The sequence below is a fragment of the Nonomuraea sp. NPDC050394 genome (assembly GCF_044459065.1).
Classification (GTDB): Bacteria; Actinomycetota; Actinomycetes; order Streptosporangiales; family Streptosporangiaceae; genus Nonomuraea.
Window position 1 is genome coordinate 21,708 of record NZ_JBITIO010000033.1, and the last position, 26,967, is coordinate 48,674.

Annotated in this window: 30 protein-coding genes and 1 pseudogene; 15 read left to right on the forward strand and 16 right to left on the reverse strand. The window is 69.2% G+C overall.

Translation table 11 applies throughout. The features are described 5' to 3' along the window. The first annotated feature begins 29 nt into the window (after positions 1 to 29). Entirely contained in the window at positions 30 to 869 is an 840-nt protein-coding gene (locus ACIBKY_RS54410; RefSeq protein ID WP_397110441.1) for a helix-turn-helix domain-containing protein, read from the forward strand. A gap of 67 nt (positions 870 to 936) precedes the next feature. Then, entirely contained in the window at positions 937 to 1,518 is a 582-nt protein-coding gene (locus ACIBKY_RS54415) for a dihydrofolate reductase family protein (RefSeq protein WP_397110443.1), read from the forward strand. A 64-nt stretch (positions 1,519 to 1,582) separates the two neighbouring features. On the opposite strand, the gene ACIBKY_RS54420 is transcribed toward ACIBKY_RS54415, so the two are convergent. Further along, the gene (locus ACIBKY_RS54420; RefSeq protein ID WP_397110445.1) at positions 1,583 to 1,984 is read right to left on the reverse strand and encodes a hypothetical protein; all 402 of its coding nucleotides are present in this window, start codon (positions 1,982 to 1,984) and stop codon (positions 1,583 to 1,585) included. Between the two features lie 128 nt (positions 1,985 to 2,112). Between ACIBKY_RS54420 and ACIBKY_RS54425 the strand changes: the two genes are divergently transcribed. The 6 genes from ACIBKY_RS54425 (at position 2,113) to ACIBKY_RS54450 (ending at position 6,609) form a co-directional block, all read left to right on the forward strand. After that, a complete protein-coding gene (locus ACIBKY_RS54425; protein WP_397110447.1) occupies positions 2,113 to 2,574 on the forward strand; it encodes a helix-turn-helix domain-containing protein in 462 nt (153 codons plus the stop codon). 31 nt (positions 2,575 to 2,605) lie between these two features. After that, on the forward strand, positions 2,606 to 3,163 hold the full coding sequence (locus ACIBKY_RS54430; protein WP_397110449.1) for a hypothetical protein: 558 nt from the start codon (positions 2,606 to 2,608) through the stop codon (positions 3,161 to 3,163). Continuing rightward, complete coding sequence (locus ACIBKY_RS54435; protein ID WP_397110451.1) at positions 3,160 to 4,332, forward strand: MAB_1171c family putative transporter; 1,173 nt, start codon at positions 3,160 to 3,162, stop codon at positions 4,330 to 4,332. Before ACIBKY_RS54430 ends, ACIBKY_RS54435 begins: the two co-directional genes overlap by 4 nt. Positions 4,333 to 5,033: 701 nt before the next feature. Next, on the forward strand, positions 5,034 to 5,186 hold the full coding sequence (locus tag ACIBKY_RS54440) for a hypothetical protein (protein WP_397110453.1): 153 nt from the start codon (positions 5,034 to 5,036) through the stop codon (positions 5,184 to 5,186). Between the two features lie 93 nt (positions 5,187 to 5,279). Next, positions 5,280 to 5,486, forward strand: a complete 207-nt coding sequence (locus tag ACIBKY_RS54445; protein ID WP_397110455.1) for a hypothetical protein — start codon at positions 5,280 to 5,282, stop codon at positions 5,484 to 5,486. Positions 5,487 to 5,997: 511 nt separating this feature from the next. Continuing rightward, on the forward strand, positions 5,998 to 6,609 hold the full coding sequence (locus ACIBKY_RS54450) for an SRPBCC family protein (RefSeq protein ID WP_397110457.1): 612 nt from the start codon (positions 5,998 to 6,000) through the stop codon (positions 6,607 to 6,609). A 267-nt stretch (positions 6,610 to 6,876) separates the two neighbouring features. Here the strand turns inward: ACIBKY_RS54450 and ACIBKY_RS54455 are convergent, their stop codons facing one another. Beyond that, entirely contained in the window at positions 6,877 to 8,295 is a 1,419-nt protein-coding gene (locus ACIBKY_RS54455; protein ID WP_397110459.1) for an FAD-dependent monooxygenase, read from the reverse strand. Positions 8,296 to 8,346: 51 nt separating this feature from the next. On the opposite strand from ACIBKY_RS54455, the gene ACIBKY_RS54460 reads away from it, so the two are divergent. The 3 genes from ACIBKY_RS54460 to ACIBKY_RS54470 all read left to right on the forward strand — a co-directional run bounded on the left by ACIBKY_RS54460 (position 8,347) and on the right by ACIBKY_RS54470 (position 9,691). Beyond that, a complete protein-coding gene (locus ACIBKY_RS54460; RefSeq protein ID WP_397110461.1) occupies positions 8,347 to 8,550 on the forward strand; it encodes a hypothetical protein in 204 nt (67 codons plus the stop codon). Positions 8,551 to 8,556: 6 nt separating this feature from the next. Further along, on the forward strand, positions 8,557 to 9,018 hold the full coding sequence (locus ACIBKY_RS54465; protein ID WP_397110463.1) for a Clp protease N-terminal domain-containing protein: 462 nt from the start codon (positions 8,557 to 8,559) through the stop codon (positions 9,016 to 9,018). 259 nt (positions 9,019 to 9,277) lie between these two features. Then, positions 9,278 to 9,691: a pyridoxamine 5'-phosphate oxidase family protein gene (locus tag ACIBKY_RS54470; RefSeq protein ID WP_397110465.1), complete on the forward strand. Its 414-nt coding sequence runs from the start codon at positions 9,278 to 9,280 to the stop codon at positions 9,689 to 9,691. A gap of 54 nt (positions 9,692 to 9,745) precedes the next feature. On the opposite strand, the gene ACIBKY_RS54475 is transcribed toward ACIBKY_RS54470, so the two are convergent. The 4 genes from ACIBKY_RS54475 to ACIBKY_RS54490 form a co-directional block, all read right to left on the reverse strand. Further along, the gene (locus tag ACIBKY_RS54475; RefSeq protein ID WP_397110467.1) at positions 9,746 to 10,738 is read right to left on the reverse strand and encodes an XdhC family protein; all 993 of its coding nucleotides are present in this window, start codon (positions 10,736 to 10,738) and stop codon (positions 9,746 to 9,748) included. 244 nt (positions 10,739 to 10,982) lie between these two features. Next, entirely contained in the window at positions 10,983 to 13,289 is a 2,307-nt protein-coding gene (locus ACIBKY_RS54480; protein ID WP_397110469.1) for a xanthine dehydrogenase family protein molybdopterin-binding subunit, read from the reverse strand. Beyond that, positions 13,286 to 14,296, reverse strand: a complete 1,011-nt coding sequence (locus ACIBKY_RS54485) for an FAD binding domain-containing protein (protein ID WP_397110471.1) — start codon at positions 14,294 to 14,296, stop codon at positions 13,286 to 13,288. Before ACIBKY_RS54485 ends, ACIBKY_RS54480 begins: the two co-directional genes overlap by 4 nt. Beyond that, positions 14,283 to 14,774, reverse strand: coding sequence for a (2Fe-2S)-binding protein (locus tag ACIBKY_RS54490; protein WP_397110473.1), 492 nt, complete (start codon positions 14,772 to 14,774; stop codon positions 14,283 to 14,285). The genes ACIBKY_RS54485 and ACIBKY_RS54490 overlap by 14 nt, the downstream gene beginning before the upstream one ends. 343 nt (positions 14,775 to 15,117) lie before the next feature. On the opposite strand from ACIBKY_RS54490, the gene ACIBKY_RS54495 reads away from it, so the two are divergent. Both ACIBKY_RS54495 and ACIBKY_RS54500 read left to right on the forward strand, forming a co-directional pair. Beyond that, positions 15,118 to 15,726, forward strand: a complete 609-nt coding sequence (locus ACIBKY_RS54495; RefSeq protein WP_397110498.1) for a helix-turn-helix domain-containing protein — start codon at positions 15,118 to 15,120, stop codon at positions 15,724 to 15,726. Positions 15,727 to 16,074: 348 nt separating this feature from the next. Further along, on the forward strand, positions 16,075 to 16,920 hold the full coding sequence (locus ACIBKY_RS54500; protein ID WP_397110475.1) for a pentapeptide repeat-containing protein: 846 nt from the start codon (positions 16,075 to 16,077) through the stop codon (positions 16,918 to 16,920). A 572-nt stretch (positions 16,921 to 17,492) separates the two neighbouring features. On the opposite strand, the gene ACIBKY_RS54505 is transcribed toward ACIBKY_RS54500, so the two are convergent. The 3 genes from ACIBKY_RS54505 to ACIBKY_RS54515 form a co-directional block, all read right to left on the reverse strand. Next, positions 17,493 to 17,687 carry a ferredoxin gene (locus ACIBKY_RS54505; protein ID WP_397110477.1) on the reverse strand — a complete coding sequence of 65 codons (195 nt, stop codon included), beginning with the start codon at positions 17,685 to 17,687 and terminating at the stop codon, positions 17,493 to 17,495. Positions 17,688 to 17,725: 38 nt separating this feature from the next. Then, positions 17,726 to 18,931, reverse strand: coding sequence for a cytochrome P450 (locus ACIBKY_RS54510; protein WP_397110479.1), 1,206 nt, complete (start codon positions 18,929 to 18,931; stop codon positions 17,726 to 17,728). 118 nt (positions 18,932 to 19,049) lie between these two features. Next, complete coding sequence (locus tag ACIBKY_RS54515) at positions 19,050 to 20,015, reverse strand: ketopantoate reductase family protein (RefSeq protein WP_397110481.1); 966 nt, start codon at positions 20,013 to 20,015, stop codon at positions 19,050 to 19,052. Between the two features lie 90 nt (positions 20,016 to 20,105). On the opposite strand from ACIBKY_RS54515, the gene ACIBKY_RS54520 reads away from it, so the two are divergent. Continuing rightward, positions 20,106 to 20,669, forward strand: a complete 564-nt coding sequence (locus ACIBKY_RS54520) for a TetR/AcrR family transcriptional regulator (protein ID WP_397110483.1) — start codon at positions 20,106 to 20,108, stop codon at positions 20,667 to 20,669. Positions 20,670 to 20,982: 313 nt separating this feature from the next. Here ACIBKY_RS54520 and ACIBKY_RS54525 read toward each other — a convergent pair whose 3' ends face one another. From ACIBKY_RS54525 to ACIBKY_RS54555, 7 genes and pseudogenes are all read right to left on the reverse strand, one after another. After that, positions 20,983 to 21,402: a hypothetical protein gene (locus tag ACIBKY_RS54525; RefSeq protein WP_397110485.1), complete on the reverse strand. Its 420-nt coding sequence runs from the start codon at positions 21,400 to 21,402 to the stop codon at positions 20,983 to 20,985. Positions 21,403 to 22,305: 903 nt separating this feature from the next. Next, on the reverse strand, positions 22,306 to 22,839 hold the full coding sequence (locus ACIBKY_RS54530; RefSeq protein ID WP_397110487.1) for a LysR substrate-binding domain-containing protein: 534 nt from the start codon (positions 22,837 to 22,839) through the stop codon (positions 22,306 to 22,308). Between the two features lie 91 nt (positions 22,840 to 22,930). After that, positions 22,931 to 23,107 (reverse strand): annotated as a pseudogene (locus tag ACIBKY_RS54535) (LysR family transcriptional regulator); the annotation flags it as partial. Between the two features lie 92 nt (positions 23,108 to 23,199). Next, on the reverse strand, positions 23,200 to 24,066 hold the full coding sequence (locus tag ACIBKY_RS54540) for a hypothetical protein (RefSeq protein ID WP_397110489.1): 867 nt from the start codon (positions 24,064 to 24,066) through the stop codon (positions 23,200 to 23,202). After that, positions 24,063 to 24,425 carry a hypothetical protein gene (locus ACIBKY_RS54545; RefSeq protein ID WP_397110491.1) on the reverse strand — a complete coding sequence of 121 codons (363 nt, stop codon included), beginning with the start codon at positions 24,423 to 24,425 and terminating at the stop codon, positions 24,063 to 24,065. The genes ACIBKY_RS54540 and ACIBKY_RS54545 overlap by 4 nt, the downstream gene beginning before the upstream one ends. Beyond that, the gene (locus tag ACIBKY_RS54550; RefSeq protein ID WP_397110493.1) at positions 24,422 to 24,940 is read right to left on the reverse strand and encodes an SGNH/GDSL hydrolase family protein; all 519 of its coding nucleotides are present in this window, start codon (positions 24,938 to 24,940) and stop codon (positions 24,422 to 24,424) included. Before ACIBKY_RS54550 ends, ACIBKY_RS54545 begins: the two co-directional genes overlap by 4 nt. Further along, positions 24,937 to 25,389 carry a methyltransferase family protein gene (locus ACIBKY_RS54555; protein WP_397110495.1) on the reverse strand — a complete coding sequence of 151 codons (453 nt, stop codon included), beginning with the start codon at positions 25,387 to 25,389 and terminating at the stop codon, positions 24,937 to 24,939. Before ACIBKY_RS54555 ends, ACIBKY_RS54550 begins: the two co-directional genes overlap by 4 nt. A gap of 242 nt (positions 25,390 to 25,631) precedes the next feature. Between ACIBKY_RS54555 and ACIBKY_RS54560 the strand changes: the two genes are divergently transcribed. Further along, positions 25,632 to 26,153: a tetratricopeptide repeat protein gene (locus tag ACIBKY_RS54560; protein ID WP_397110496.1), complete on the forward strand. Its 522-nt coding sequence runs from the start codon at positions 25,632 to 25,634 to the stop codon at positions 26,151 to 26,153. Positions 26,154 to 26,967: the final 814 nt, after the last annotated feature.

Consider the following 26,967-nt stretch of genomic DNA (forward strand, 5'->3'; position numbering starts at 1 on the left):
GCCGGTGGGGTGTCGGCGATACTGTGGGCGTGGAGTACGTGTCCAGAGTGCCGCGACCGCCGCTGGACGGGCTGATCGACGACCTTTACTACCTGGAGGGCGCGCCGCCGTACGCCCGGCTGGTGCTGCCGCCGATGCCGGCGGCCTTGCTCATTGTCAACCTCGGGGCGCCGTTCCGCATCCGCGCCGGCACCGAGATCGAGACGGCCGAGTACGCCGACGGCTGCGTGGTCACCATGCCCACCCGCGCCTTCGAGTTCGGCTATCCGCCGGGGACCCGATCGGTCGGCGTGCACTTCAAGCCGTGGGGGCCGGCGCCGTTCCTGCCGATGCCCACGGGCGAGCTGTGTGACCGGCCGGTGACGGTGGAGCAGGTCTGGGGCCGCCCCGCCGTTGCCGGGCTGCGGGACCGGCTGGCCGCGGCGGCCGGGCCGTACGAGATGCTGACGCTCCTCGAAGAGGAGCTGATGGGACGGCTGCGCGCGACCGCCGGTCTGGGGCTGGTGCGCCATACGAGCACCGTCATCGCGGCGGCCGGCGGGGCGGTGGCGATCGGCGACCTGAGCGTGGCGGCCGGTGTCAGCAGCACTCATCTGGCGCAGCGGTTCAAGGAAATCATTGGTGTCACGCCGAAGCGGCTGGCCCGCACCTGCCGCTTCACCTCCACCGTGTTCGCGATCGACCCCGCCGGACCGATCGACTGGGGCGAGCTCGCCGGTGGCGCGGGCTACTTCGACCAGGCGCACTTCGGCCACGAGTTCCGGGCGTTCACCGGGCTCACGCCGACCCGGTACGTCGAAGTCCGGCGGCGGTTCCTGCGCGAACATCCCGGCCACACGCTGGACGGCTGGCCGCTGCCCGCCGATTGATTTCTTACAAGAGCGGCAGCTCACGACCCGCTAATTTGGGGGCACCCCAGAGCAGAGGAGAGTTCCCGTGGGCAAGGTCGTCATGTACAGCTCGGTGTCGGTGGACGGCTTCATCGCCGACGAGAATGATCAACCCGGACCGTTGTTCGACTGGTTGACCAGCGGTGACGTCCCGTTGGACGAGAGCGGCGAGCTGAAGGTGTCGCGGACGTCCTACGACTACACCCGCCCGTACTGGGATCAGATCGGAGTCACCATCGCCGGCCGCCACGTCTTCGACATGACGGACGGCTGGGACGGGAAGCCACCGGGCGGGATCGACCACGTGGTCGTCGTGACGCACCGGCCGGCGCCCGAGGGCTGGGACCCCGAGGCGCCGTTTCACTTCGTCGACGGCGTCGAGGCAGCCGTGGCCAAGGCGCGGCAGCTTGCGGGTGACCGCATGGTCGAGGTCGCCGCCGGCGACGTCGGTGGCCAGATGCTCGCCGCGGGCCTGATCGACGAGGTTCGCATGGACGTCGTACCCGTCGTGTTCGGGTCCGGCAAGCGCTACTTCGGGTCGGTTCACGCGCAGCACCTGTTGGAGGATCCTGACGTGATGATTCAGGGCAACCGGGTGCTTCACCTGCGCTATCGGGTGCGCCGTTGACCGAGCGGGTATGCGAAGCGGCGAGGACGACGGGGTGGCATCGGCGATGCCACCCCCTGCACGGTCAGATGCAGTTGGTCACGCCCCACCCGGTCGTGTCGACGGGCGGGAACTGGTGCGGGTAGACGGTCCAGTACATGGTCTGTCCCGGGTTGAACCAAGTGCAGTTGCCGACGTAGGTGTAGGTGCCGTCAAAGGCGATGGCGTGGGCGATCGGGGTGATGCGCACTCTCGAGCTTCCGCAGTTGCGATAGGTCACGGTGATCGTGGTGCCGTTACCGTTCGGCTGCCCGATGGTGGTCCAGCAGGCGGCGGCGGCCGCCGTCGTCGTCGTGGCTCGCTGCAAGGTGACCGTGCCCTCAGGGTCGGGCGCTGCGGCGGAAGCGCTGCTGATGGGGGCGAGGAGACCGAGTCCGGCCAGAGCGACTCCGGCCAGGATCATGCTGGTGCGCGATCGGCGTGCCATGAAGCGACCTCCAGGATCGACTACCGAGGGGTGGGACGCGTCCGGCGCTGCACTATAGTTGTGCAGGCACACCAGGAACATAATCACGCCGACACGCGGCAGTCAACGATTGTGCAGAGTGTTTGACAGTGATTCACAATAGTGAACGCAGGAGCTTCGCCGGCAAGCTGAACCTCCTCTTCGAGACGGTCCGGCCGAACGAGGCGCACAGGGAGTACACCAACAGCGAGGTCGCCGCCGCCACGGACATCTCGGCCAGCTACATCGGCTACCTCCGCAAAGGCGTCAGGGACAACCCGTCGGTGGAGACGGTCCAAGCCCTGGCACGCTTCTTCGAGGTCCGCCCGAGCTACTTCGTCGACGAAGACGTCGACGACGAGCACGCCGCCGCCGTCGAGGCGCGGCTGAAACTGGTCCGGGCGCTGAACGATCCGGGGATCAAACGCCTGGCCATGCGCGCCATGGAGGCCGAGTTGTCCCCGGCCGCCCTGGACGCGATCACCGCCATGATCGACCATGTGCGCCAGATGGAGGAATCGGTCACGCCCAAGCCGTCCCGTAAGCGCGAGCCGGGCCCCGGCCAGGGTTGACCGGTATCGATCTTCGGTCAAAACTGGGGGCGTGGCGTCGGGGGAGTTCATCTCCGCTGTACGAAGGCGGCGGCAGGTCGGCGCGTTATGCCGTCAGTCCGAGGCGTTGCTCGACTCTCTCGGCCTACCCGGAACCTTCACGATCCCGGAGTTATGCGAACGGATCGAGGAACACCGCGACCGCGACATCCACCTCATAGCCCGCGAACTCCCCGTCTCCGCCCCCCACGGCCTCTGGGTCGCCGCGCGACAGGCCGACTACGTCTTCTTCGACAGCTCCATCGGCACGGTCAGGCAGTACCAGATCATCGCCCACGAACTCGGCCACATGCTGTTCGACGACGACACGGCCACCACGGACGTCGGTGAACTCCTGGCGATGCTGAGCCCCGAGATCGACCACGCGGCGGTACGCGGGATCCAGCGGCGCAGCGGCTACTCGGAGCCGGCCGAACTGCGTGCGGAGTTGTTCGGCACGGTGACCGTGCGGCGGGTGCAGAGCTGGTCATCGCTGCCCTGGAGCCGCACGGCCACCCCCGAGCAACTCGCCCGGCTGATCGCCACACTGGAAGGCGCGGCCCAGCGGTGACGCCGCTTCAACTGGCGCAACTCGCCATCGCGCTCGCCTGCTGGGTCATGACCGCGATCAAGATCGCGCATCTGGTCCGCCAGCCGCGCAACCGGCCGCTGGGCTTCATGTGCCTCACCCAGACGGCGATCACGCTGGCGCTGACCGTCCAGGCGGTCGCGCCGCAACTCGACCAGGAGCTGGGGGTCCTCGGCCTGAGCCGGGCCCTGGGGAACTGCCTGACGCTGATCGCGGCCTCTGCCGGGCACGCCCTGTTCATCCTTCTCGCCGCCCAGGACGAACGCGCGCTGCGGCGGGTCCGCCTCGGCCTGACGATGTCGGCGGCCGCCGTGGCCGCCATCGCGGTCCTGTTCCCGTTGTCGCCCGCGCTGTACGGGCTGGCCGATCCCTACGTGCGCAGCACGGCGTACTACACCGCCACCCCCACCCCCGCGGAGGCCCCGCACACCGTCCTCTACCTGGTCTGCCTGGGCTGGTGGATGACGCACCTCGCGATCGCCGCCACCCGCTACGCCCGCATCGTCTCGCGCCCGCTCCTGGCCGTCGGCACCCGCCTGCTCGCGGTGGGCGTGCTCTTCGGCCTGGCCTACATCGCGGCCAAACTCGCGGCGATGATCGCCGCGAGCGTCGGAGCGTCCACCGTCGTGCTCGACAAGGTCGTTCTCCTTCTGTACGTCGTGGCGATCGTCGCGATCCTCACCGGCGCGACCGTACCCGCCTGGGGCCAGAAGATCGGCCTGAATCGCCTGCTCGACAACCTCCTCGCCCGCCGCGACTGCCGGCGTCTGCGCCCGCTCTGGCAGGTCCTGCACGACGTGGTCCCGCAGATCGCGCTACGGCCCCGCCCGGTGCGGCCCGAACTGCGGCGCATCCGGCTGACCGTCGAGATCCTCGACGGCTACGTCCTGCTCAGCCCGTGGATGTCGGCGCGCGCCGAACGCGAGGCCCGCCTGTACGCCCAAGGCGGCCAGGACCCGGAGGCTGCCATCGCCGCCGAAATGCTCACGCTCGCCATCACCCGCAGACGCGCGGGCGAGCCGCCGGTGGACGACCCCGCCGTGATCAGGAGATTCATCGAGCCCGCGCCGTCGGACGACCACGAGAACGCAGCGGCGGCGCAGGTCCAGCGGCTGGCCAGGATCGCCCGCGCGATGCGGCAGAGCCCGTGAGAGCAGGCGCGGGGCCTACCCGGGCCAAGAAATCCACGTCACATCCTCGGCGGATGCGAATGTCTCGCCCTTCAGCGTCTGCTCGGGGGAGGGGCCTCGTGTTCCGTCTCAGTTGTTCTGTCGCAGAGCTCCCTCACTGACCTGGAGTGCGTCAGTTCTGGTGAGACCACCGATAGAACTGACGCAATTCGCGGTTTCGATGGTGTCAATTGGGTGCTCTTCGATCCTGAGACCAAGGCGTCTATGGGCACGGCCGGCGCGGTGTCGGCGACCCGCGTCCGGTGCAGGTGGTGCTCCAGCAGCCGGTCAACCGCCTGCCACACCTCGTGCTGGCCGAGGGTCCGGCCTGCCTGCTCGCCGGCGTACAGGCGCAGCAGGTCGTGACGCCGCCTACGCGGCTGAGGCGGGGCGTCACGGGAGGAATCCGCCATCCCCCACGATGACAATTCACGGCGGGAAAACCGCCTGCTGGAGAACCGGATCTTAGATGACCACTATTGAAACGGCCTGCACAGGGCTCGACAGGGCGGGTTAACACGTTGCCCTGCTACTGCGCCGCTTGACATCCTCGCACCAGTGATCGATGCTCCTCGCCCCATCAAGGCCACCGTCGCCATCCCTGTCACCGTGCGCGACCTTCTGCCCCGCGATCTGCCTGCGTGCACATGGTCGGGCTCGGTCGGCCACACGTGGAGCGGGCGTTGGCGCGCGCCGAAAAGGGAGAGGTGGACTATCCGGCGGTATGCACTCCTGCGAATCTGCCCGTCGCCATCGGCGGCGTCGACTACCGGCTCCGCGAGGAGGCGTTCGATCTCGACGTCGCGGCCGCAGGCATGAAATGCATCTGGCGGTGAGTTCCACGCCGTCGCCGCGGCCGGTCGCCACCACCTGGACGTCGGCGAGAGCTGGGCGGCGGTGAACCAGCGGCGGCGCCGTACCGGGTCGGCGTGCTCTTGTACGGCAGCGCCGGGCCAGCCTGGACGGGGGCTGTCCAGCTCGGCGCTCGGCTCCACGGCTACTGGCTTCAAGGTGACGTCCGGCGGCGGGGGAGCCGGGCTCGGGTCGGCCTTGACGACCTCGACGGCCTGGCCCTCGCCGTGGACGGTGTCGTGACCGTCGCGGTCGACGCCGATGTCGGCGGGTGGGGCTGGTAGCGGCGTCGGAGTGCAGGCCGAGCTCAGCACCGACCGACTCCCAGCAGGCGCCGTCGGCGCGGCGGGCGGCGACGTGCGCGGCCAGCAGCTCGTGCAGCTGGCCGGGCAGTGACCGCAGCGCGGCGACGCGGCCCGGGTCGTCGGCGGGCGGTCGCGTATCTGGTGGGCGGCTGCGGCCGGGTGTTCGGCTCGTTCGCATACGGCCTGCGCCAGCGCGTCCCGCTCCGCGGGGCTTGGGCCCGGCTCGGGTGAGGTGGCGGCCGGGCCGGTGGTGATGCGCCACCGTTCCTGGACGCTCATCGGCTGCCTCCTCCTCCTCTTCCTCGCTCGCAGGTGTGACGGTCCGGTGGTGATGCTTGCGTCACGCCGTGGTGTGACGCAAGAGAACGCGCCCACGCTGGCCCTTCCCGGGTTTCCTCAACCCCGGCACCGTCGTCGATTGACGCCCGCAGGTGAGCGTTATAAGGTCTAACTATAGAAAGTAGCTATAACTTACTTGAGGAGAAGGACCATGTTCGGTACTCGCTCGACCGGTAGGCGCGCCGCCCTGCTCGCGGCCCCGCTGGCCCTCGCAGCCGTCCTGGCCGCCCCCGCCCAGGCGGCCACCCCTGATCGCGGTACGCGCCCGGCCTCGCTGACCTGTCAAAGCAAAGGCGTTGACCCGGCCGCCCAGGCCCGCTACCGGAGCGAGATCTTCATTCAGGCGCCGCTGCGCACGATCTGGAATCTGCAGACCGACGTGGAAGCCTGGCCCTCCTGGCAGAAACCCGTCGCCCCCATGACCGTGAAGCGCCTGGACCCGGGCCCGTTGCGTAAGCGCTCCCGCTTCCAGGCGACCATTCAGGTGCCCGCCAGCCCGCCGGCCCCACCCGGCACGGTCATCATCACCTCCCAGGTCCGGCAACTCCAGTACGGCAGGTGCATCCGCTGGACCGGACCGGCCGACGGCCCCGGCTTCCACGTCGACGGCGTCCATGTCTGGAACTTCATCAAGGTTCGTGGCGGCGTCCTGGTGCGTACCGAGGAAACCCACACCGGCCCCCAGGCCAACCCCAACTCGGACATGGGCCTTGAAGCCTGGCTCAAAGACCTGAAAACCGCTGCCGAGGCCGCGCAAGCATAAGCACTACCAGGTGAAGGCCGGAACACCACCCGCGTCGAGGCTGTCGTCATCCGGGCCCGCCGCCCGTGACGGCGTCCTCAGCCCCAAAGTAGCGCTCTGTAGTTGGGCGGCCTGCTCAGCGGACCGACGGGAGGGCTACGGTTGCTGTTCCCTGGCCTCGGTCAGGTTTGGTTCGCTGCTCGTTCGTCACACGGTCGTTCGACGAACGCGCGTTGCCATCTTGCACCGCCATCGATGGGCAAGACATGTTCGTCGGCTACCCATCGCTCACGCTCGAGCAAGCATCGCCTCGGCCGAGGCCGGCCCGTCGTCGCCGGCCCAGGCGACATACCCGTCCGGCCGGATCAAGATGGCGCCGGCGGGCGGGTCGTCGCAGCGGGCTGCGACCACGTCGATCCAGTCGCTGTCCTTCTGCTCGATCCCGGCACCGAGGTCGAGCAGGACGGGACGGGCGCGACGCATGAGCTCGGCCACCCGCCGCTCGCCGCCGTCCGTGGTCAGGTGGAGGTCGGGCACCAGGTGTCCGACCAGGGAATGGTCTCCGGTGCTGTACGGCAGGTCGGCTCCGTGCAGCAGGCCGGCCAGGTGGCGCACCGGCTCCTCGAAGGCGAAGACCTCGGTGAGCAGCGTCCGGAGTGCCGCGCCTTCCTCGTCTGTCATCCGGTCGAGCGCCGCCTGGGCTCGGGTCTGCATGAGGGCACGCTCGGCGACCGGACGTCGTTCGGACTCGTAGGTGTCGAGCAGCTCTTCAGCGCCACGTCCGGCCAGCCGGGCGGACAGTTTCCAGCCGAGGTTGACCGCGTCCGTCAAGCCGACGTTGAGCGCCGAGCCCCCGGCCGGGAACAGGTGGGCGGCGTCGCCGGCCAGGAATACGCGGCGGCTCCTGTAGTGGTCTGCGAGCCGGGCCTGCGCGACGGTGCGTGACAGCCAGGTCGGCTCGCCGAGCGGCAGGTCGTGGCCGAGCACGCGGTGGACGGCGGCACGGAAGGCGGCCTGCGTGGTCGGCCCCGCCGTACTGCCCGATTTCTCACGGACGCCGACGATGTGGACGCCGGGCTGCAGTGCGGTGATCAGGACGCGTCCGCGAGGGGTGCGGTTCCAGCCGGGGCCGAGCCCGGAGATGACGGGATGCTCGAACACGCCGGTGGTGGTTTCGGCGGTGAAGTGGCCGATCCAGAGCACCTCGTCGTCGGTCGTGCCGGGAAAGCCGACCCCGGACAGCTCGCGTACCCGGCTTTGGCCGCCGTCGCAGCCCACCGCGTAGTGGGCGCGCAAGTCGTCCACCCGCACGCCGGTCTCGTCCTGCGTGAGTGAGGTCACCTCGTGACCCCAGCGGATCCGCACGCCGAGCTCGGCCGCCCGCTCGCGCAGGATCTCCTCCAGGCGTGGCTGCTGGATCATCAGCAGGCGCAGCGGGAGGTCGTCGACACCGGCGAAACGCAGCGGCACCGACCCGAACGGGAAACCGGGCGGTGCTCCGAAGAACGGGCTGCCCGCGCTGAGCCGCTCCAGGAGGCCGCGATGGTCGAGAAGGTCGATGATCTGCCCGCCCAGCCCGTTGGCTTTGGGTATCTGTCCTGGCTCGGTCCGTTTGTCCAGCACGACGGGCCGGGAACCGGTCAGGCTCAGCTCGCAGGCCAGCATGAGCCCGACGGGACCTGCCCCGATGATCACAATGTCGTCCATGCCTGTCAGGCTAGATTGACAAAATCCACGCTGTCAAGCTAGCCTGACGGCGTGGATCTGGAGGAACTGTCCCAACGCATCAGGTCGAACGACCCGGCTATGGGGCTACGCGCGGTCGGCGCGCTGCACCGGTTGGCCGAACAAGTGGAGGCCGTCTCGGTCGCGCTCGCCAGGGAAGACGGGTGGACCTGGGAGCAGATCGGCGACGCGCTCGGCATGTCACGACAATCCGTTCACGCCAAATACGGAAAGTGAGGCAGCATGTTCGGCAAGAGCCCGTTTGTCCAGGCGATCAAGGCGGCGGCAAACGAAGCACAACGGCGCGGCGATCGGCGGATCGGCACCGAGCACCTGCTGCTCGGCCTGCTGCACGACCCTCACCCGGCACTCGCGGAAGAGGTCGACCTGGCCACCGCGCGGGCTGCACTGGCCGACCTGGACTCCGCGGCACTTCAGGCGATCGGGTTGGACATCGGCCAGGCGCCGCAGGCCAGACCGCCCAAGCACCCCCCGGTGCCGGGCACCGCGCTGACCACCAGCGCCAGGGCCACGATCAATCATGCGATCAAGGCCACCACGCGGAAAAACAGGAGCGCCGACGGTCCCGCCCGGCTGCTGCACGCCTTGCTCACGCAGCGCTGGCCCAACCCGGTGGCCCAGCTGATCGACCAGCTCGGCGTCGACCGCGTGGCCGTGCAGGCGCGCATCGACGCAGCGCACTGACTCCAAACGCAGCCGCCCAGCCGGTCCCGCGACGTGGTGACCACCGGCGCGGGTTCGGGTATTGCATCCGCACCACGGCGAACGCTAACGGCCCATCCAGATGATCAAGCCATCGCGCTCGCGTGAAGCAAGATCCCTAGTGCCCTCCCCGTCACGGGTCACCGATCGGGAGAGAGCCATGATCCACACGCGGTGCGCGTGGCGACGATGCCTGGCCTTGGCGCGAAGGACCGAGGTGGGGGCGGGTAGGCTCGCGATCATGAAGGTTACGGATAGTGAGTACGCGATGACGACGACGTTTCGCCGGTCGGGTGAGCCGGTGACCGGCATGACGTGGATCGTGGCGTTGTCGGGTGGCCGGGTCGGTTTCTACAGCCAGTCCAGCTACGGCAAGATCAAGCGGTTGCGCCACGACCCGCGGATCGTGATCCGGCCCTGCGATGCCGGCGGCCGGGTCGCGGCCGGCGCGCAGACGTTGCATGGCACGGCTGTCGTGGTGACCTCGGGGGCCGACTTCGACGAGGTGCACGCCGCCGTCGAACGCAAGTACGGCGCGGCCACCGTCGCAAGTTCCCGGCAGTACTACCTGTCGACCACGCCCGACACCCCGGGCGACCCGCGCCCGCCCTACGCCGACGTCGCTGTCGTCGTCACGCTGCTGCCTGCCGACTGACCGGGGCCGACCGCCGGCACGGGCACTCGCCCGGCTCCTCGCCGGACGACCTGGTCAGCGGCGGAGGCTTGCGAGCGGGGGCTGGGGGTGGATGGGGTGGTGGCCGTCGCGGAGCCGCCGGCCGCTGCGTCCGTTTTCGGTGGCGGTGAGTTCGGCGAGGATGGACAGGGCGGTCTCGGCGGTGGTGGTGGCGCCGAGGTCGAGGCCGGCGGGGCCGATGAGGCGGTCCAGGCCGGGGGTTCCGGTCAGGCGGTGCAGGCGCTGGGCGTGGGTGGCGCGACTGCCGAGGGCGGCGATGTGGGTGGCGGGGCCGGGCAGGGCGGCGCGCAGGGCGCGGTCGTCGATGCGGGGGTCGTGGCTGAGCGCGATGAGCGCGTCGCCTGCGTGCAGGGGGTGCTGGGTGAGCCAGGTGTCGGGCCACTCCTCGATGAGGGTGGTGGTGTGGGGGAAGGCGCCGGAGTGCAGGTGGGCGGGGCGGGGGTCGATGACGGTGACCGCGCGGTGCAGGGGTTCGGCCAGGTGGGCGAGGGTGGCGGCCAGGTCGGTGGCGCCGATCAGGATGAGCCGCCGCCTGCGGGGCAGGTGCTCGATGAAGGCGGGCCCGTCGCTGTCGGGTAGTTCGTCGGGGGTGGTGGCGGCGGACCAGGGATAGGGCGGCTGGAGGCCGACGCGGACCCACAGGGGATGGTCGTGGGCCAGCGCGTCGGTGATCGCGTCGTGCACCGGCTGGCCGGGGGCGGGGGTGATGAGAACGCCCAGGTTGCCGGTGCAGGCGGGGGCGGCTTCCCAGGGCAGCAGGTGCTCGGTCGGGCAGATGGTGGCCAGGTGGGGTGTGGCGCCGTCGAGGACGGTCTGGGCGGCGTCCAGGGCGATGCCTTCGACGCAGCCGCCGGACAGGGAGCCGCGCCAGGTGCCGTCGGCGGCCAGGGCGAGGGTAGCGCCGAGCGGCCGAGATCCCGGCCCGTCCCGGCTGACCAGGCGGGCCAGCACCAGCGGCCGGCCGGCGCGGTGGTGGTCCTCGACGAACGGCCAGACCTCGCGCAACATGGGTGCTTCCTCCTTCGGCCCGGGGGGACGGGTTCGGTGGGTGATGGTGTCGCCTCCAGGAGCGGGCGGGATGCCCCAGGGCGGGCCCCCGGTCGTGGCGTCCTAGTGGGGCCTGTGCTGGAGGGCTTCGGTCCGGGGCCACTGCGTGCGCGCCACCCCGTGCGCGCCACCCTCTGGGCGGGGCGTGGATGGTGTCTTCTTCGGCCGGGCTCACCTGCCCAAGGCCCGGCCGGGAGGGACGGGGTTAGAGCATCTTCTCCATCAGGATGGGCAGGTCGCGGACGCGTTTGCCGGTGGCGTGGTGAACGGCGTTGGCGATCGCGGCGACCGTGCCGGTGATGCCGGTCTCGCCGACGCCCTTGGTGCCGAGCGGGTTGGAGTGCGGGTCGGGTTCGCCCACGAACAGCACGTCGATGTCGGGGATGTCGGCGTTGACGGGCAGCATGTATTCGGCCAGGTTGGGGTTGGCCAGCCGGCCTGGGCCGGGGTCGACGACGGCGGCTTCGAGCAGGGCGGCGCCGCTGGCCATGACCATGGCGCCGAGCAGTTGGCTGCGGGCGGTGGCCGGGTTGAGGATGCGGCCGCAGTCGAAGGCGCCGAGCAGGCGGCGTAGCCGTACGGTGCCGAGGTCCTCGTCGACGGCGACCTCGGCGAAGACCGCGCCCCAGGAGTAGACCGAGTGCGTGCCGGCGGCGGGCAGGCGCAGCAGGGTGAAGGTGCCGAACCTGTCGCGCCGGTCCTTGTCGGTCATGTCGCCGAAGCTGTCGCGTACCGCCTCGATCTGCTCGCGGCCCGCGCGGCGCAGGATGTCGGCGAAGTTGAGGCCGGTCTCGGGTCGCGCGGCCAGGTACACGCGGCTGTGGCCGACCGCCAGTTCCTCGGCCGGGCGGCCGCGCAGCGGGCTGTCGGGCAGGGTGGCGGCCAGGTGGAGGAGTTCCTGCCGTACGGCGGTCGCGGCTTGGTGGGCGACCGGGGTCAGGGAGCCGGCGAGCATGGATCCGCCGGACGCCACCGATTCGGGGAAGCTGCTGTCGCCGAGGCGCACTGTCACCTCTTGCGGGGTGATGGCGAAGACGTCGGCGGCCACCTGAGCGAGCAGGGTGTAGGTGCCGGTGCCGATGTCGGTACCGGCGCTGAAGACCTCCACGCCGCCGTCGGCGCGCACGCGCGCTCCGGCCGCGGTGGGGAAGGCGTTGCGGGGGAAGGCGACGCCGGCCATGCCCCAGCCGATCAGTTCGTGGCCCTCGCGTGTGCTGCGCGGGGCCGGCGGGCGCCGGTCCCAGCCGAACGCGGCTGCGCCCTGCTCATAAGCTTGACGCAGGTTTTTGGACGACCACGGCTTGCCGGAGACCTGGTCGTGTTCGGCGTAGTTGCGCAGCCGCAGTTCGATCGGGTCGATCCCGAGCTCTACGGCGAGTTCGTCCATGGCCGATTCCAGCGCGAAGCTGCCCATCGCCTCTCCGGGGCCGCGCAGGGCGCCCGGGGTGACCGCGTTGACGCGGACCAGCCGGTAGGTGGAGCGCTGGTTCGGCACGGCGTAGCTGAGCGCGGACAGGGCGCCGCAGGGCTCGACCCACAGGTCATCGTAGGAGACCTCGCTGAGGGTCTCGTGGGTCAGGGCGGTGAGTGTGCCGTCGGCCTCAGCGCCCAGCCGCAGGCGTTGCCGGATGGCCGGACGGGGCGAGGTGCAGGTGAACTGCTGCGGCCGGGTCAGGACGATCTTGACCGGCCGGCCGAGTTCGCGGGCGGCCAGGGCGGCCAGCGCCGAGTGCGGGTGCGCGGCACCCTTGGAGCCGAAGCCGCCGCCGAGGTAGAGGGTGATCACCCGCACGCGCTCCGGCGGAATCTTGAACCAGGCGGCGAAGCCGGCCTGGCTGCCGGCGATCCATTGGGTGGTGTCCCAGACCGTCAGCGTGCCATTGGCCTCCCAGCGGGCCACGGTGGCGTGCGGCTCCATCGCGGCCGCGTACTGGCGGGGGCTGGTGTAGGTGACATCCAGGGCTACCGGCGCCTGGGCCAGGGCGGCCTCGGCGTCGCCGCGCGCCAGATCCGGGACCGCCTCCTTCATCGCGCCGCAGTCCTCGGCGCCGTAGGAGACGGCGTCGGGATGGTGCAGGCCGGGGACGAACGGCGCGGCCTGGCAGGTGGCGTGTACCCGGCTCGCCGCGTCGGTGGCCTGTTCGAAGGTGTCGGCGACGACCAGGGCGATGATCTGGCCGATGAAGCGAATCCGGTCATCTTGCAGCGGCAGGAAGCTCTGGTAAGCCGGACCGAACACGAACAGCTGCACGGGAGCCAGGGCGGGGGCGTTGAGGTGGGTGAACACCGCGCGCACCCCCGGCATCGCCTCTGCCTGGCCGGTGTCGATGGCGGTCAGGGTCCCGGCCGGGATCGTGCTGGTCACCACCACCCCGTGCAGGGTGCCCTCGGGGTGGAACTCGGCGGTGTACCGCGCGGCGCCGGTCACCTTGTCGTGGCCGTCGCGCCGGGGAGTCGCCTTGCCGATCGGCGAATCGGCCGCCACGTCGATCAGGCGGTTGTCGATGCTCATCGTCGTGGTTCCTCTCCTGCTTCTTCCGTCAGCTCGATCAGCGCTCGGGTGACGGTACGGCGGGCCAACGGGGCCTTGTAGCCGTTGTGCGCGCGCGGCCGGGCGCCGCCGGCGGCCAGTTCCCCGGCCTGCCGGAACACCTCCGGTGTGGCCGGTCGGCCGACGAGTTCGGCTTCCACGGTGGGCTCGCGCCAGGGTTTGGTCGCCACCCCGCCGAGTGCCACGCGGGCATCGGTGATGGTGCCGTCCGCGTTGATCTCCAGTCCGACGGCGGCCGAGGCGGCGGCGAACTCGTAGCTGACCCGGTCGCGTACCTTCAGGTAGTGCGAGGACGCCGCGGCGGGTGAGGCGGGCACCTCCACGCCGACGATGAGCTCACCGCGTTCCAGCGGGTGCTCGCGCCACGGGGTGTCGCCGGGCAGCAGGTAGAAGTCGTCGATCGGGATGCTCCGGGTGCCGTCCGGCCCCAGTACGTGCACGAGCGCGTCGAAGGCGATCAGCGCGACGGGCAGGTCGCCGGGGAACATCGCGATGCAGTCGTCGCTGGTGCCCAGGATCGCGTGGCCGCGGTTCTCGCCGTCCATGGCGGCGCAGCCCGAGCCGGGGTCGCGTTTGTTGCACGCGGCGAAGCTCGGGTCGCGGAAGTAGCCGCAGCGGGTGCGCTGCATCAGGTTCCCGCCGATCCTCGCCATGTTGCGCAGTTGCTGCGAGGCGCCTTTCAGCAGCGCCTCGGATACGGCCGGCCAGCGCCGCCGTACGTCCGGATGCACGGCCACCTCGCTCATCGTGGCCAGCGCGCCGATCCGCAACGCCGACCCGTCCGCGACGATGTCGCGGTGGCCGGACAGGTGCGTGAGGTCGACCAGCCGCGACGGCTGGACCACCCCGCACTTCATCAGGTCGACCAGCGTGGTGCCGCCGCCCAGCGGTTCGGCGGCTGGATCCTCGCGCAGGATCTCGATCGCCGCCTCGAATCCAGTGGCCCGGGTGTAGTCAAGCGCGCGCATGATCGGCCTTCCTTTCCTGCCCGGCGACCTGGCGTACGGCGGCGACGATGTGCGGGTAGGCGCCGCACCGGCACAGGTTGCCGCTCATGAACTCGCGCACCTCCGCGTCCGAGCCGGCGTTGCCCTCCCGGATGCACGCCACCGCGGACATGATCTGACCGGGTGTGCAGTAGCCGCACTGGAAGGCGTCGTGCTCGACGAACGCCGCCTGCACCGGATGCAGGCTCCCGTCCGGGCCGGCCAGGCCCTCGATCGTGGTGATGTCCCGGCCTTCGGCCTGGCAGGCCAGCGTCAGGCAGGCCAGCACGCGGAGCCCGTCGGCGTGCACCGTGCACGCCCCGCACTGGCCCTGATCGCAGCCCTTCTTGGTGCCGCCCAGGTCGAGCTGCTCGCGCAGCACGTCCAGCAGCGTGGCGCGCGGATCGACGCTCAACCTTCGCTCGACGTCGTTGACCCGCAGTGTGATGTCGTCCGGCATGGGCACATCCCCCACCCTTTGATGATCAGCTGTGGCGTAAGGCGAGACCGCAGATTCGTGATACCGGCCGCCGTAACAACGGTGTGTGACGGTCGTGACCGTATGTGTTCCCCCTTGAGGTGGTGCCCCTCGTGGCTCACCCCGAACCGGAACACGAGCCGCCGTCGCGGCACCGGCACCTGCGCGCGACTCCTGGTGCCGAATCGCAACGGGCTCCAGCTCCTGGCTTTCCATGGTGGCCTCGTACGCGGCCGGGGAGGAAGGGAGCATCCTTCCTAGGAATGAAATGTCCTCCCAGGTCAGGACAGGTGCCGTATCTGCCAGAGTGAGAGATGTGGAACCGATGAACCAGCAGCGGCGCGAGTTCGCCGCGTTCCTGCGCGCCCGCCGCGCCGAGCTCGCGCCACAGGACGTGGGACTGCACACCGCCGATCACCCACGCCGGGTCCCCGGACTACGCCGCGAGGAGGTCGCGGGCCGGGCGGGCATCAGCAGCGACTACTACACCCGCCTCGAACAGGGCCGCCTGCCCGCCCCCTCACCCAGCGTCCTCAACGCCCTGGCCCGCGCCCTGCTGCTGAACGATGACCAGCGCGACTACCTGCGCCAGCTCGCCGGCCGCGCCCCCGCCCGCCGCCGACACCCCCGCCGCCAGATCGTGCCCGCCCCCCTGCACGCGATCCTGTCGCGCAGGTGCACGGCTAAGGACAGCATCACCTTGTCGACGACGCTGGCCTTACCCCGGGCGCGAGCCGGCTCGTGCCCTTCCAGGGTGCGGTCGCGGATGTCTTCGCGCTTGATCCCCGACAGCGCGGCCAGCACGGTGAACACCAACCCAGGACGGGTCGTGGCGGCCCTGGAGTTCTCCGGTGAGGAACTGCAGGCCCATGTCGGCGGCCTTAAGCTGCTCGGCCGTGCCCGAGCCGCTCGCGCTCGTGCATTACGAGGGTGACCGCGACCCCGGTGGCGCGCACCTCACGGGCCAGGACGACCGTCTTGTCGGGCTCGGGGCCGGGTAACGGGAGTTGTCGCACACATACTGTCAGGTATCAATCAACCGCCGGTGCGGTGGAATGGGCGCATGGCTATCCGATCTTTCCGAGTGTCGCCGCGTGCGGTTATCGTCGCTGCCGCCGCAGCCCGGGCCCGCCGGGCCCGCCGGGCCGTCCGCGACCTGGCCCCGCCGCCTTCCGCACCGCCGCAGCCGCTGGCCCCTGAACCTGCCGCCGTACTCGAGCCGGCCCCGGTCACGCCCCCACGGCGCCGGTCCCAGCGGCGATTAGCTGGCCTGATCTTGTCGGTGGTGGTGATCGCGGGTTGCGTGGGGATGGCTGTGGCGGTGCCGGAGCCGGGCTGGGTGCGTTGGGTGCTGGCCGGCGTCGCGCTCGCGGGGGCGGCCAGCTGGGTACTGGCGTTCTTGATCGGCCCCGCGGCATGGCGCCTGGCCGGGGAGAGCGCCCCGCTGAGCGCGGCCGAACGCGCGCAGATGACGGCCGCCGAGCGGGTAGAGGCGGTCAACGCCGCCCGGCACACACTAATCCAAGCCGCGACCGGCCTGGTGGTGATCGGCGGCGTGGCCTTCACCGCTCTGGGTCTGTGGTACACCGCCCGCACAGTGGAGACCACCCAGCAGGGCCAGATCACCGACCGCTACACCAAGGCCTTCGAACAACTGGGCTCGGACAAGATCGAGGTACGGCTGGGCGGCATCCACGCCTTGAGGTTCCTGTCCGTCGACTCTCCTCGCGACCAAGAAGTCGTCATCGACGTGCTGACCACTTTCGTCCGCAGCCACGACGCCTGCGCTCTGCCCTCCGGGCAGAAGACGAAGTCCCTGCCCAAGCAGTGCACCACTACCGACCCCAAGGCCCTCGCCGACCTCCCGTACATCCGGCTTGGAGCCGACGTGCGCGCCGCTCTGAGCACCGCGTCCGCGATGGCTAGCAATGAGCTCATCGGGAATATCCGTGCTGTTCCAGATCTTTCCGAGGTGCGTTTCCCCCGTACTGACCTGCGTGGCCTACCTCTGATTGGCTTGAACATGAGCGGCGCGGACCTGCGCGGCGCAGACCTGACCGGCGCGGACCTGACCGGGACGTTCCTGACCGATGCGGACCTGACCGGCGCCCTCGGCGTGAACGAGTAAGCAGCAGGGGAGATGGCCGTAGCCGATGAGAATACGAGTCCCCTGACCGGCTGCGCTGGGGTCCGAGACCTTCACCCCGGCGGCGGGCGAGGATCGCGGCGCCTTTGCCTTGTTGGCGGGCGGTCTCCAGGCCGTGCTTGGTCTTGCGGACGATGTCGCGGCGTCGGTCCTCGAGCTGGTACGCCGGCCGCACCGACGACCTGGGCGAGCACGACGTGGCCGCCTACCTGGAACCCCTGGAGCCGGCCGAGATCTTCGTGGCCCGTTCACCATGTACGGAGACAAGATCGTGGCGATGCAGTACACCACGGGCACCGAATAGACGCAGCGTGAGCACACGCCGACGAGCCGCCGTCCGCGCCGAACGCGTCCAGACGGGGGCCGGCGCCGTGCTGGTCAACACGGTTCGTTATTCGCCAGGCCGGGAGAGAGCGGGCGGGGGTGTCCTTGTGGTTTCACGGGCTGCCGGTCCCGCGGTATTCGGTCACCGGAACCGGTGTCATGCTGGGGCGCATGCGGTCCAGGTAGAGGCGGCCGTACACACCGACCAGCATGATCGTTTCAGGCATCCCTCACCCCTCCAGGGAGAGGGCCTGGCTGGGGCACACGTGCGCCGCTTCGCGTGCCTTCTCGGCCAGCTCGCCCTCCGGCGTCTCGTTCAGCACGATGATTGTGCCGTCGTCCTCGCCCTGGTCGAATAGCGCGGGCTCAGTGAGCACACACTGCCCGGCACCGACGCACTTGCCGGTGTCCACGATGATCTTCATGGCCGTCTCCTCCTGAGGTGGGAATGGCAGTGCGTTCGCTACCAGGTCACCGGGAGCTGGTAGAGGCCGTAGATGTTCGCGTCGTCCTTGAACGGCAGCTCGTCGACATCCACCGCGAGCTCCAGGCCGGGGACGCGGCGAAACAGCGTGTCGAACACGATCTGCAGCTCCATCCGAGCCAAGTTCTGGCCCAGGCACTGGTGCGGCCCGAAACCGAACGCGACGTGGTGGCGCGCGCCGCGTTCGATGTCGAGCTCGTCCGGGTTCTCGAACGCCCGCGGGTCCCGGTTGGCCGAATGGCCGAGCGCCAGCACTCCTTCGCCGGCGCGGATCAGCTGCCCGCCGACCTCGATGTCCTCGACGCACAGCCGGGCCGTGGCGACGTCGATGATCGTGAAGTACCGCAGCATCTCCTCGACCGCGTTGAGCGTTTTCCCGGGGTCGGCCTTGATCATCGCGAGCTGCTCCGGGTTGCGCAGGAACGCCATGGTCGACAGCGAGATCATGTTCGCCGTCGTCTCGTGGCCGGCCACGAGCAGCAGCAAGCCCATGCCGGCCAGCGCCGCCCGCCGGTAGGTGCCGTCCGCGCGCAGCTTGACGATCTGCCGCCCGAGCAGGTCGTCCGGCGCATTCTTTTCCTTCTCCGCGATGAGGTCGGCCATATAGCCCTGGATGGCCCCCATCGCCGCCCCCCGCTCCTCGGGCGGCGTCGACTGCTTGATCACCTTCACCGTGTTGTCCTGGAAGAACTCATGGTCGGCGTAGGGCACACCCAGCATCTCGCAGATCACCAGTGACGGAACCGGCAGCGACAGCGAGTCCACCAGGTCACCGGGCCGCGGCCCGGCCAGCAGCACGTCGATCTGCCCGTCGACGATCTCCTGGATCCGCGGTCGCAGCGCCTCCAGCCGGCGTACCGTGAACTCGCCGAGTACGGCCCTGCGCGCCGGCCCGTGCTCGGGCGGGTCCATGGCGATCAGGAAGCGCTCCTCGTCCGGCCGCCGGGACGCCGCCTCGCCCTCGACCAGCGCCGGGAAGTCCGGATGCTGCCGGTCGGCGCTGAACCTCCGGTCGTTCAGCACGGTTCGTACGTCTTCGTGGCGGCTGACCACCCAGGCCCACCCGCCGTCGGGCAGGCGAACCCGCGAGACCGGCTCTTGTTCGCGGATCTCTTCGTACGCCGGCGGCGGCGCGAACGGGCACGTACGGACCATGGGAAACTCGTGCTTCTCGGCGGTAGTCATGACTTTTCCTTCCACGACGTCACGGACAGGCGGTAGGGGCTGGACAGCGAAAGGGCGTGTGTGGGCGGGTTTGGCTCTGGGATGCGGCGGACCAAGGAGCGGTACAGCATCGGTGGATTCAGACCCGACCCGTCCCCGTATGGGCGAAGTGGGGTTCCGCCGCTTCCAGTCGTGGTACCGAGATGCCCAGCCGTCGTGCTTCGGCGAGGGTGTCCCGGCAGACCTCACGCGGCTCCTCGGCGTCGGGGTCGGAGTGCGCCGTGAGGCTCACGCGCGCGGGCGCGACATGAGCGGTCAGCCAGGCGAGCACGGGTGCCGTCAGCCAGGTGGGCGCCCGGAACGGCAGCACACCGCCCCGGTGCCGTCGCAGGTCGAGGCCGCGCGCCCGGAGGAGCGGCAGCAGTTCGCGGCCGGCCAGCAGCGCCTCGCGCAGGTCGCCCGTCGCCCCGGCCAGTTGGGACAGGGATCCCAGCCGCAGGCCCTGCGCGAACATGCCGGCATCCGACGCGAAATGGACCCACAGCCAGCCGCGGAAGTCAGGCCGTTCCTTGATCCGGAGCCCGGCCTCGCGAAACGCCTGGCGCACGGCCCGTTCCCGGTTGGTCGGGGGCCGGCCGAGTGTGCCGAAGATGACCGACGGCAGCAATGCCCCGTGGAGTACGCCGTCCGCGCCGAAACCGCCACCGGCCTGGGGAAAGCCCCAGGCGATCTGGTCGGCGGGGAGCGCGCCGATGGCGTCGAGCGGCTCGCTCCAGAGGTTGCCGAAGATGAGCACTGTGGCCTGGCCGGCACGCGGGGCCAGGAAGGCCGTCGCTCCCGCGAGGCGATGGTGGGGCACGCTGAGCACGATCAGGTCGAAATCGTGGTCCGGCTCCAGCGCCTCGCGGTAGCGCACCGGCCACTTCACGGCGACGCGCTGCCCCCATACCCGGCGCCGCATATCGAACAGGTCGAGGTCCACCGCGTCCCCGTAGGTCGCCGTACGACCCGGTCGGACGTAGAACTCGACGTCATGTCCCGCCTGCTGCAGAACCCAGCCGTAGATGGTGGCGATCACGCCCCGGCCGAACATCAGGATCTTCACACTGCACCTCGTGGGGTACGATCGATGTGGAGGTAATCTCCACTTTCCAAAATATGGAGATCATCTCCATTTGTCAACGCGAGGTAGCGCATGACCGCCGACAAGCCCCTGCGGGCCGACGCCCAGCGCAAGCGCGAGGCCCTGCTCGCCACCGCCCGGGAGGTCTTCGACGCCGGCGACTTCTTCGACCTGCGCTTCGATGACTTCGCCCGGCTGGCCGGGGTGGGCACGGGCACGCTGTATCGCCACTTCCCCACCCGGGAGGCGCTGGCCGAGGCGGTCTACCACGGCGAAGTCGCCGCGCTGTGCGACCGCGCCCGCCACCTACAGGCCACGCTGCCCGCGGCGGAGGCTTTGGCGACCTTCCTCCGCGGCATGGTCGACCACATAGACGCCCACGAGGGCCTGGCCCGGACACTGTCCACACTCATGGCCACCCGCTCGGGTGCCCTCTCCGAGGGCAGTCGGGCGCTGGAAGAAGCCGTCACCGACCTGGTGGCCGCCGCCGTACGGGACGGCACCGTTCGCGACGACGTGGATGCCGGCGCCGTGATGATGGCGCTGCACGGCATCGGCGCGGCCCATGACCGCCCCGGTTGGCGAGCCGAGGCCGACGATGTCATCACCCTCATCCTGGACGGGCTCCGCCGCTAACACCCAGCCCAGGCGGCTATCCGTACGCCTTCCGAAAAGAGAGCGGCACGGAATCCAGTTGAGGAACCCAGGAACAGCGTTGGCGATGAGAATGATTCTGAGCGAAGGGTGACGCCCAACGCCGGTGTGTGTGTTCTCTCGGGGGCGATGATCCTGCGTTCTACGTGGGGGATTCTTGCCCGTGGTGATGCGGTCGACGGTTGGAGGAGGTGCGTTCGGCGGTCGTGCCGGCTACGTGGGAACCGTGGCGAAAGAGACGCCGCGGCCGTACCCCATGGGAGTCATCGGGTTACGGCTGCGGCCGGTGCCTGAGTCAGCCGGAGGAGAACATCGGTGGAATGACGTCGAAGTCCTCTTGCTGAGTGGCTCGTCGTTCTTCCGCGGAGACGGTTTCCGCGCCGGCCGGGACGCTGACACGGGAGAAGAAGATGCCCTGTCGGCAGGCACCGCACCAGAACTCAGCCCATCCGACCGACCTGTTCGTTGGGTGCACCACGAACAGAAGGCGCAGAGTGGTACGGCCGCAGCTGGAGCAGGAAAGGCCCGCGACCAGGCGCGGATCCTTCTCCACCTTCACATAGGCTTCGAACCATTTCTCGTAGAGCCCGCTCATCGTCCACCTAATACTCTGTGTTCTTGGGGTACAGCGGGTGGTATTCCACCACAGCCTTTCGAAGGCCCAGGCGCCTTCTTCGAACTTGTCGATCTCCGCCTTCACATTGGCCATGGTCATGGCCAGTCCTCAGCCCCGACTCGCCTAACTCGTCGAGGTGGCGCAGCGAACCGGCTTCGGCGTCGGGATGAGGGTCGGCAGCTTGGGCGGGCCTTCCATGCGTCCCGAGCCGTCTCCGCGGCCGTTGACCCTCAGCCCGTCCGGTTAAGGCTTGTCACGAAACTGTCACCCTTAATTGGTCGATGCATATCCCCCCGCAGCTCAGTCCACAAATTTCATGCCAGCAAAAGATCCCGAAGGCGGAATTATGAATAAAATTCAACTTACGTCTGGGACAGCGAATTGACCAGGCAGGAGACAGGCGATGACTAACTGCCAGGTGAAGGATAGGATTGGTGACACCTTGATACAGAGGTTGGTTGCCCCTTGTCCATCCGCAGGTCACGGATGCGCGTGACCTTTTTCTGTCGACGACAGGTCTCGCCAGAGGAGCACCTTGGTGACGAAATCGCAGGCTGAATGGGTTATAGTCAGCAAGTTGTCGTTTCGACTAGACGCATGACCGTAGTGAGAGTAATCTCGCGGTGATTGAAAGTTATGGCCTGCTCGTGCAGCCGTGTGATTTCTGGTTCCCTAAACATGAATATCCTTCGGCGTAGCCGGGAGGTGTCGTGTGGTGAGCGCAGCAATGGCGATGGGATGCGGTTGGTCGGAGACTCCCTTGACGACCTTCGCGGACCTGCAGTGCGAAGGCTTCTCACCTTGGACCAAAATGGGGAATTGACCCCTGAGCACGTCAAGCTTGTCGCCTCGTGCTTGGGGAAACACGCCCGTAGCGTGCCACTTGGGTGTATTTCCGGGGGTCTCGGGAGCACCGCAACTCCGTATGGGAGGCCGATCATGTCGAGGTGCCCGTGTACGTACACATCGAGGGCATGCCGCGAAAGCCCTGGGTGACATGGTTCATCGATACGGGACCAAACGTAATCTGCGGGTTGGCGGTGACGCCAGGCTATCCCAGCAGGGAGAGCATTCTGGTCGCCTTGCGCAGCGCGTTGCTCTGTGACGATCCAGACATGTTCTTCGGCGGTCTTCCGGCGCGACGCTGCGTACGAGCTCGCGCTCGGTGAAGATCCGGTCGACCTTCTGCCTGATGCCCCAACCCAGCGGATAGTCGACGAACGCCTCACCGGCCAGTTCGTCGATCTCGATGGTCGGCCTGCTGGCGAGTCGGTGCCTATGAGGAAGGACCACGGCGAGCGTACTGTGCCCCACGCTCAACGCTCTGACATCCGGGGGCACACCATCGGGCAGCGCGACGAAGGCGACATCGAGCGCGCCCTGCTGCACCGCCCGGTGCAGTTCGACCGAGCCTCGCGGTTCGACCGTCACCCGCAGTTCCATCTGCGGGCGCCGCACGTGGAAGTCGGTGAGGACGTCGCACAGCGGGTCGAAGGCCAGCGACTGCAGGATGCCGACGCGGACGGTGCCGCGCATTCCCCCCCTCGACCTCGGAGACCGCGTCCTCAGCGTCGGCGACGGCCCGCAGGATCTTCCGCGCCTCGGCGAGGAGCACGCGCCCCGAGTCGGTCAGGACGACGGCCTGCCCGGTCCGATGAAACAGCCGCGTGTGCAGGGATCTCTCCAGCGTACGCACCGAAGCCGACAACCCCGACTGGGCGAGCGGAATCTTACGCGCGGCCCGGCTGAAGCTCAGTTCCTCGGCTACGGCGACGAAGTGACGAAGGCGGCGGGTCTCCAACATGGCTCACCTTACCGACTCCGATCCGCTCTCAGACGGGGCTTCTCCCCGCGCGCTGCCCGCCGCACGTTCCTCGTGCGCGTCACGCAGCCGCGTCAGTGCCGCGAGCAGGGCGAGGGCGGCGCGCTCGGTATCCGGATCCCGCTGCTCCCGGGCGGCCAGAACGCAGACGCAGAGACCTTCGGCCAGCGTCTCGATCCGCCACGCGGGTAGAGCATGGCCGGGCGCGAGTGTGTGCCGTAGCGGAACGCCTCCGGCGTGTAGCAGTAGCGCACGGTCGCGATGCGTTCCGATCGGACATCGGAGAACAGGGACGGCTGCTGCCTGAGACCATCGCGCACCTTCTGGAGGATGCGGCGGCAGTCCGCGAGCGGCGCGGGCACGGTGGCGTACGGTTCCGGGAACGAAATTCTGCGCTGGTACACCTCGGCCGTGAAGTCCCAGCGGGTGCCGGGACACTCCGATGCGGCGCGCGCGATCTGCGGGCCGAGAACGCGGCAGAGGTAGAGCTCGGGGAGGCTGCCGAGTTCCCAGCCGTACTGAGGCGGCACGGCGCGGAGGTCGTCGAGGCGGGTGATGGCCGGATGACGGGCGGCGTGCCGCAACGTGGCGAGGATCCGCCCCTGGAGATCGGACCGTGGCTCCGGCCATTGCCCGTCGCCGAGGTCTCGCGCGAGCAGTTCGGCGCACTGCCGCCGCACCTCATCGGGGTCGATGTCTACCTCGATCCCGAAATAGTCGGACAAGGTGGCGCTTGTGGCTGAAAGGGCGTCAGGGCTGGGATGGACGCAGACATATCCGGGGTCGGGTTCCGCCGAGTTCGGGCCGATCAGGGCGGCGATGGCGGCGGCGAGTGCCCGGTGACCGCGCAGCCCGGGGTGGCAGTAGTCGACGAAGTCCAGACTGCCGAGCCGGTCCAGGTCGACGACGTCGACCCCGGGGTACGTTGCCAGCTCCGTCACCTGCCGCCGGTAGTCCTCCTTGACCCGGTAAAGGTGACCGTCGAGTTCGGCCGCGAGCGCCGCGTACCGGTGGGCATGTCCTTCACGACCGGCCCGGCATACATGCGGCTCAGGTTGTAGGCAGCCACCGCGCCGCCAGACCCTCCGCCGGCCAGCAGATGCTGGAAGCCGGCATGTGCCTCACGATGGCTTCCTTGCTGGTCCAAGACGACGGCGAGGTTGTTGCGCGCTATGGCGGCGACGGTGCCGGTTCGGGCCGCCAGACATCGGTACGCCTCGGCGGCCGTGGCCAGATCGTCGCGTTCCTGCGCCGCGATGGCCGCGATCAGGGCACGTGCGGCGGGACTGCGTCCGGTCATGCCGTGGGCCAGCCGCCAGCGCATTCCGACGATCCGGCGGAATCCGCGTAGGCGCCCATCAGAGCGGGCGGGAAGCCGGGATTGGCGACAGGATTCGCCAGGACGACCCTTGCGCCGTTCCGCCGGGCCGTACGGATGATCACCTCAAGGTTGGCGCGGAACTCCCGTGACGTCGTGGCGGAGGGGAGTTCGTCGTCCGTTTCGGAGAGCACCAGGCGTTCCAGGCGAGTTTCGCGGGCCAGGATACGCCGCCTGCCGACGTCCAGCCACGGCCGGTACGCTCCTTTGCGTCCCTGCTGGAACGCCTCGTTGTTGCCCAGATAGACGATGACGACGTCCCACCGGCGACGGGCCGGCTTCCGGACGAAATATCGTGCGGCGTCGGCACTGGTGAGTCCTGGGACGGCGTGGTTCTCGACCCGGGAGCCGCCGGTTGCAAGGTGGACGGGATACACCTGCTGCGGCGCTCCGATTCCCGCACTGCTGGAGTCACCGAGAACGAGAATACGCGTCATCTCAGGGGCCGGTACGGGCGAACCCGCGGCCACCAGCCGCGAACGGCGGCCCGATAGCGGGTGTACTCCTCGCCGAACACGCGCCGCAGGTGCGGCTCCTCATACAGGCGGGCGAAAAGCGCGAAGCCGCTGCCCAGGACCGCGGCGTACAGGAGGAGGACGGGCCGGCCGAGCATGATCGCCTGCCCGAGGATCACCGCGAGGATGGCCACGTAGATCGGATTGCGGACGTGCCGGTAGATTCCGCCGACCACCAGGCGCTCGGGCGGGGCGACCGGGGCGGGGGCGCCGGAGCCCCTGACCACGACCTGGACGAAGGCGTGCACCACCGTTCCGATGCCCGCCACGACCAGCAGCCCGCCGACGACGGCCGCCGGAAGCGCGAACCCGCCGAGATCGGCCGCCTCCCAGCGTGTCAACGCCCACGGGACGATGCCCCGAGCGGGCACGACAGGATGACGAACCAGACCGTGCTCCCGATGGCCGCAGGCGTCCTGCGCATGGCGTCCGCTCCTTCGCGGTCAGGTGGTGTGGCGCGGCCGGGGGATCATCGGCAGGCGGCTGGGCATGAGGAGCATCCTGGCCGACGGTTTGACCGCCGCGCCGGGCGCGGGGTGCAGGGTCCGCGCTGGGCGATGGCGGTCAGGATGACGGTGGCCTGGATCCACGCGATCGGTTCGCCGATGCAGGCATGGGTGCCCGCGCCTACCGAGCGGCGGGGGATCTGGGCCGCGCCATCCCGCTCTACCAGGCCACCCTCGCCAAGCGCGAGCGGGTGCTCGGCCCCGACCACCCCGAGACCCTGATCTCCCGTGGCAACCTTGCCCACGCCTATCAAGGGATGGGGGATCTGGGCCGCGCCCTTCCCCTGTTAGAGACCACCCTCGCCGACCGCGAGCGGGTGCTCGGCCCCGACCACCCCCACACCCTGACCTCCCGCAACAACCTCGCCCACGCCTACCACGTGGCCGGCGACCTGCGCCGCGCCATCCCGCTGTACCAGGCCACCCTCGCCGAGTACGAACGGCTATTCGGTCGCGATCATCCGACAACTCGGGTGGTTCGCAGCAACTTGGAGGCGGCCACGCGTGAAAACGCGGTAATTGATCGAGCAAGCAATGATGGCGAGGCTTCATTTAATGATCGATTCTCAACACCAGCGCCCGAAGAGCTCCGTGTCGATTTCCGAAGTCGACTTCGCGAATCTCCATAGTCCTGTGCGCACGGGGGCTGAGTGGTGACCGGGCTGGTGCGTCTGGTGACGGCGTAAGGGAATGCGGGTCGTCTGTGAGGGCTGGGGGATGTCCCGTAGACGGATGGCCGGTATCTGGAAGGTGGTCCTACCGGGGGCGATGCTTGGAGGGTTCAGGCTGATCGGCGATCCATCGCAGCAACCGGAAGGCGCGTTCGCTGAGACGGTCAGAGCCGAACAGAGCGGTCGCGATGATCATAAGGCCAACGGCGATCAAAAGGCCGCCGATGATGGCGCTCAGCGCCGGGTGGACGGCACAGGCGGCAGCGGGGGCGCCGGCGGCAGCGGTAGTGAGGGCGGCTAGGCGGCCGTACCGCGATCTGGATCGGGACATGCTTTCGATATCAGCAGGTGGGCACCGGTTGAGTCCGGTAAGCCTGGCCACCCCGGGTAGTCCGGGGTCACCCTGGGAGACGCCAGCGAGACCATGACCCGAGCGGTCTGTTTCCTCCCTCGATCCGCGTGCGGCTGTTTACGCTGTGGCCAGCAGGCCCGAACCACGATCTCTTGAGGCAGAGAGACAGGGCAGGGAGGAGGAGGATGGCACAGCCGCCAGCCGACTCCGGCCAGGGTATGCAAGCCTTTGCTGGGTACCTGGCGCGGGCCCATGCTGCGGCATGGAACCCACCGGCGGCGTGGTTGCAGCGGGAGTCTGGCATTCCCCAAACGACCGTCGAAACACTGAGCCGTTTTCATCCCCGTGCGGTGACTGCTGATCACAACATGATCGCAAGGTCGACATTCGTCTGATGACATGGCGAAACCCCTGGTAGAC